This is a genomic window from Xanthovirga aplysinae (assembly GCF_009711365.1).
Classification (GTDB): Bacteria; Bacteroidota; Bacteroidia; order Cytophagales; family Cyclobacteriaceae; genus Xanthovirga; species Xanthovirga aplysinae.
Map to the genome: position 1 here is coordinate 1 of NZ_SMMB01000919.1, position 5,467 is coordinate 5,467.

The window sequence follows — 5,467 nt, forward strand, 5'->3', positions numbered from 1 at the left end:
ATTCTACTCTGGATTCATCCCTTAATAAAAATTAAGAATTAATACCTAAAAAAGAGGTTGGAATGCAGACCGGCCACTCCACGAAACTAAGTTTAATAATGTCGGTATTGTTATTTTAATTTTCTACCTAATTGAGCTACTTTATTCAACTACATTTCTCTGAATTTGAGGAAGATGCCTTAATAGGACTGATAAAGCAGGTTTTCACTGGACTTATTCCACAAAACTCTAAGATACCTTTTTTTAATTGATTTATTGCGGGGCTTTTCATAATGAAATAATTGTACCACCAGGGAGTGTCTGAGACAGGTAAAACAATATGTTATTTCCTCTTCAGAACTTGAATAATAAAAAGATCAAAAGATACCTGAATAGACGCTACTTCCTTACAAATAGAACCATCCTTTGTAAAATACTCGTTTTTACTTCACGATCTATATCTACCTATTTTTAGAAATTCTTGAATCTCGCTATGGGTAAGGGTTTTAAACCCCTTTAAGTAATTTTCAATTTGCTTGAATTTCATTTATAAAATTGCTTTTTATTAATACTTATAAAGCCTCATAAACGACCAATTTAGATAAAGTATTTAAAAAGGAATCAAAGGTAGGGTAAATCTAATTCAAAGAAATTCATCTTAAAAGAAGGAATTCAATTCAAATGCTTAACCAACTCTTATAATAATGAAAAGGATATTATGTCTTATAGTTTTTACTTTTCTTCTATCTGCATGTGATGAAAAAGAAACAGAAGAATATCAAGAAGTACCTTTCGAAATTATAGATTCAAATGTTTCGGCCAATGAAAGTCGTCAATCCTATGAGGTTATTAATTCCCAAGAAAGTTTTGACGACATGATTAACAAACAAATAGGAAACGGCTTTTTAACAGATCCAATAATTGACTTTGAAACGGAAACAGTCATAGCAGTTTTTATGGGAGAAATGAATTCAGGCGGACATTCAATAAATATTGAAAACATCAAGCTGTTTGATAGTGGCAGTCTTAAAATAAAAGTCAAAAAAATCTACCCTGGAGAAGGAGACATTGTAACCTGGGCCCTAACCAACCCCTATCAAATCGTTAAAATTCAAGGCTCTTTTTTGGTTGAGGAAGTAATTTTTATAGATTAGAACTTCTCAGAATATTTTCTAGCACAAGAAATGCTAATAAAATTACTATTTCATTAAACATCATTGCCAGTCAAAAGGAGGGCAAATCAAACTTTAAATGAAAGTCCTATTTTTTCCAATTTTAGGGATTTGAATTTTGCTCCTGCATTTCGTTTAGATTAAATTATGAAGAGAAAATCCCAACAGGATTTCCAACTATTGTCCTTCTATTTAATCTACCCTAATGGATATAGTACACCCCAAAAAACTACTCCTGCTTATATTTTTACCCCTCCTTTTAAATTGTCAAGAAAGAGTGGAAAAAAATACCGAGAAAGAGCCCCCTCCCATGAGCATTTGCGGATTACAAACCACAGATGAAACCTGGTATAGTTCAGGAAAAAAAGCGCCTCTTTTTGAAGGCTTGGGTGTACTAAGCTTTCCCATTAGCACTAAGAGTGATTTGGCCCAAAAGTATTTCAATCAAGGTTTAATTTTAGCCTATGGCTTTAACTTTGGGGAGGCAGCCCGTTCGTTTTACTATGCATCTCAACTGGACCCGGATTGTGCCATGTGCTATTGGGGCTATGCTTTTGTATTAGGCCCCAATTATAATAATAGAATGATAGCCGAAAATAATGAAAAGGCCTTTGACGCCGTTCAAAAGGCTTTAGAATTATCGGATAAGGGCAATGAAAAAGAAAGAGCACTAATTAACGCCCTTGCTAATCGATATACCAAGAATTTTTCCGAAAAAAGACTGGAATTAGATCAAGGTTATGCTACGGCTAAGATGAAAGTATTTATGAGATTTCCTCACGACCCAGACATAGGCACATTATATGCTGATGCATTGATGAACATTCATCCCTGGGATTTGTGGGAGAAAAATGGTACCCCCAAAAAAGAGACTCTTCAAATCCTAAAAGTGCTGAAAACGGCAATTAAAAATTCACCCATGCATCCTGGCGCCCATCATTTATATATTCATGCAGTAGAGGCTTCAAAAAACCCGGAAATAGGATTGGAAAGTGCTCGCATATTAGATGAAGGAATAGTGCCGGCAGCAGGGCACCTGGTCCATATGCCTTCTCATATTTATATACATGTGGGAGAATACCACAAAGGAACCCTGGCCAACATCAAAGCTGTAGCGGTTGACAGTGCATATGTTACCAATTGTCATGCACAGGGAGTTTATCCTTTAACCTATTATCCACATAATTATCATTTCATGGCAGCTACTGCAACATTGGAAGGAAATAGTCATTGGGCAATTTTGGCGGCCCAAAAAGTTTCGGAATTAACTGCTTTTGAAATCATGAAGCAAAAAGAATGGACAACTCTTCAACATTATTTTGTGATCCCTTTTTATGTTTATGTCAAATTGGGAAAATGGGATATGATTCTTCAGAGAGACCAGCCTTTAGATACCTTAACTTATCCTAGTGCAGTAAAGCATTATGCAAGAGGCTTGGCTTATTTGGGAAAGGGAAATCTAAAGAAAGCCGAAGATGAGTTAGAAAAGCTTGATAAATTAATGGAACTGAAAGAACTAAAAGAGCTAAAGATATGGGAGAACAACTCAATATATTCCTTAGTAGAAATCGCACAAAGGGTTTTGAGAGGGGAGCTTTTTGCCTCCCAAAATAAATTCACCGAAGCCATTATACAACTGAAAAAAGCGGTCCAAATAGAAGATCAATTGAGTTACAGCGAACCACCCGATTGGTTCTTTTCTGTCCGGCACCACTTGGGGGCGGTACAGATTGAGGCGGAAAAATATGAAGACGCCATACAAACCCTTGAAGAAGACTTGAAAAACTTTCCCAAAAATGGTTGGGCCCTGCATGGTTTGCGCTTAGCTTATAAAAATTTGGGGGAAACAGAAAAGGCCAAAGAAATGGAGGATAAACTCAGTATGATTTGGAGCACAGCCGATATTCAAATTTCTAGTTCCAGAATAAAATAAAGTCAATTAAGAGCCCTTTAATTTGTGGCTACAAAATGATTTTATCCTGCCCAGTACCCATTGATACAGGACTGGGAAGAACAAATAAAAGAAAACCCAAAATCCGACTGCGCACTTTGTCTTTAATCTATTTTCCGTTTCTCAAGTCCTGTCAATAAATCTTGATAAGATTCTCTTTCTCTGATGAGGAAAATTTCTTCCCCATCTATCATTACCTCTGCCGGCCTTGGCATAGCATTGTATTGACTGGACATTACCATTCCGTAGGCTCCCGCTGTGAAAATACACAACAAATCCCCCCTTTTCAATTGAGGTAAATTTCTTCCTTTAGCTAAATAATCACTGGATTCACAAATAGGGCCCACCACATCATATTTTTCCAAACCTTTAGTTGCTTCTTCCTTATCGATGATCCTTTCTGAAATCAAATGTTTTTTTTCTACGTTTCCGGGCCACATGAAATGTTCCGCCTCGTACATAGCTGGTCTTAGAAGGTGATGCATCCCTGTATTGACAACCGCAAACTGCTTGTCACCACCCTTTTTCACATAGTTCACTTCAGTAAGCAGCACTCCGGAATTAGCAGAAATGGTTCTCCCAGGCTCCATAATCACTTGCATACCTTTGTCATAATAAGGTTTTAACAAGGGTACAATTACTTCAGCAAATTCTTCCCACTTTGGAGACATTCCTAAAGAATAATCCGCAGAATAACCACCTCCAATGTCAATGATTTTCATGTCATGCCCTTGATCAGTGAGATAGTCTATTAAACTGGTGATTTTTCTTATCGCCAACTCATAAGGTTTCGGTGTATAAATGGGTGAACCAATATGTATATGAACACCGCATAAATCTACATATTCATCTTTTCCATATGTGTTAAAAAACGCTTTTGCTCTTTCAATATCTACACCAAATTTACTGCCGCGATTTCCAGTTTTTGTTTTATCATGCGTTCTGGCATCTATCACATCAGGAGTTACTCTTAAAGCGGCTTTGATCCGTTTCTTTTTTTGAGCAGCAATTCGGGAAATATTTTCAAACTCCTCCTCACTTTCAATATTAAACACTCCAATCCCTTCATCCAGAGCGTAGGCAATCTCCTCATCGGTTTTACCGATTCCTGCATAAACGATTTTATCAGCAGGGGTATTCGCCTGTCTGGCCAGGAAAATCTCTCCCCCACTTACTGTATCAATTCCAGATCCTAATTCCACCAGTTCCTGTATAAGGTGGATATTATTACAGGTCTTAATGGAAAAACAAATCAGAGGATCAATAGCCGCAAATGCTTCCTTAAAACGTTTATAGTGGTCACGAAAAGAATTTGCAGAATAAACATACAAGGGGGTTCCTACTTTTTCTACTAAGGAATTTATGTTAATATCTTCACAATGAAGCACTCCTTCTGGGCTATAATTAAACTGATCCATAGGCGATTATTTTAAGGCCCCAAAACTAACAGTTGGATCACACAAACGAAATGATTTTGTAAAAATAATAAGGACAAAATGACTATTTTCCCCACTAATGCCTTCTGACTCTTCCAATCCACAACCTAAAATGTAAGAAGATTCCCTAATCAGGAGTTTAATCACCCTTTAGTAATAAAAAAGAAGAAAGGGAGGGTCGCAAATTTTTGCTAACGGGTTACTTTTTCAATGAGAATTTAAAGGTAGATCCCTTATTGATTTCTGATAGGACTTCAATCTTTCCTCCTAGAATCCCTACTAATTTCTTAACTGTGGCTAGCCCAATTCCAGTGCCTAAATTATTGTATCGGTCTTTTTTTCCAAGATTGGTGAAAACATTAAATATTCTTTCCTTGTCCTCTTCAGCAATTCCGGGTCCGTTGTCTACAATGGTGAAAAAATAAAATGCTGAATCCTGGTCAAAAAAAATAGTGATTTCCCCCTTATCTTTATCATTATATTTTATGCTATTCCCTATCAAATTGATAAATATTTGTCCTAGGGCGACTTTATTCACTTTGATGAGCAATTTATCTTTCGGATAATGAAACTGAAATTCCTTTTTAGGGTCCAATAGAGAAATGATTTCCTCTAAAAATTGTGAGAAATCTAATTCTTCCTTTTTCTCCTTTAAGATGTTTTCTCCTTGATAATAACTTAGAATTCCATCTACCAGATCTTTTAACTTTCCGCTTGAGTCCTTTACATAAGCTATCAGCTGATTCGCTTCCTTACCAAGTTGAGCAGCATATTCACTTTCCAGTAAACCTGAAAGGGAAATGATTTGGTTTAAAGGAGATTTAATATCATGCGCTACCACATAGGCAAACTTTTCCAGTTCCTTATTTTTTTCTTTTAAAGTCTTTTGATTTTTATTCAGCAGTAAATTTCTTTTCCTAAGTTCTAAA

The 5,467-nt window shown here is 36.2% G+C and carries 4 protein-coding genes; 2 read left to right on the forward strand and 2 right to left on the reverse strand.

The window, feature by feature from the left end; translation table 11 throughout:
* Window positions 1–683 precede the first annotated feature (683 nt).
* Window positions 684–1,133, forward strand: coding sequence for a protease complex subunit PrcB family protein (locus E1171_RS08110; protein WP_155205509.1), 450 nt, complete (start codon window positions 684–686; stop codon window positions 1,131–1,133).
* A 295-nt stretch (window positions 1,134–1,428) separates the two neighbouring features.
* Window positions 1,429–3,084, forward strand: a complete 1,656-nt coding sequence (locus E1171_RS08115) for a tetratricopeptide repeat protein (RefSeq protein ID WP_222931446.1) — start codon at window positions 1,429–1,431, stop codon at window positions 3,082–3,084.
* 122 nt (window positions 3,085–3,206) lie between these two features.
* Here the strand turns inward: E1171_RS08115 and lysA are convergent, their stop codons facing one another.
* Both lysA and E1171_RS08125 read right to left on the reverse strand, forming a co-directional pair.
* Window positions 3,207–4,520, reverse strand: coding sequence for a diaminopimelate decarboxylase (gene lysA, locus E1171_RS08120; protein ID WP_155205511.1), 1,314 nt, complete (start codon window positions 4,518–4,520; stop codon window positions 3,207–3,209).
* A gap of 217 nt (window positions 4,521–4,737) precedes the next feature.
* On the reverse strand, window positions 4,738–5,467 hold a 730-nt coding region (locus E1171_RS08125; protein WP_187696338.1), incomplete at its 5' end, for a sensor histidine kinase.

What these genes read in the sequence shown, in the direction of transcription:
- E1171_RS08110 (WP_155205509.1), top strand. Translation starts at nt 684, where the DNA reads ATGAAAAGGATATTATGTCTTATAGTTTTTACTTTTCTTCTATCTGCA.
- lysA (WP_155205511.1), bottom strand. Translation starts at nt 4,520, where the DNA reads ATGGATCAGTTTAATTATAGCCCAGAAGGAGTGCTTCATTGTGAAGAT.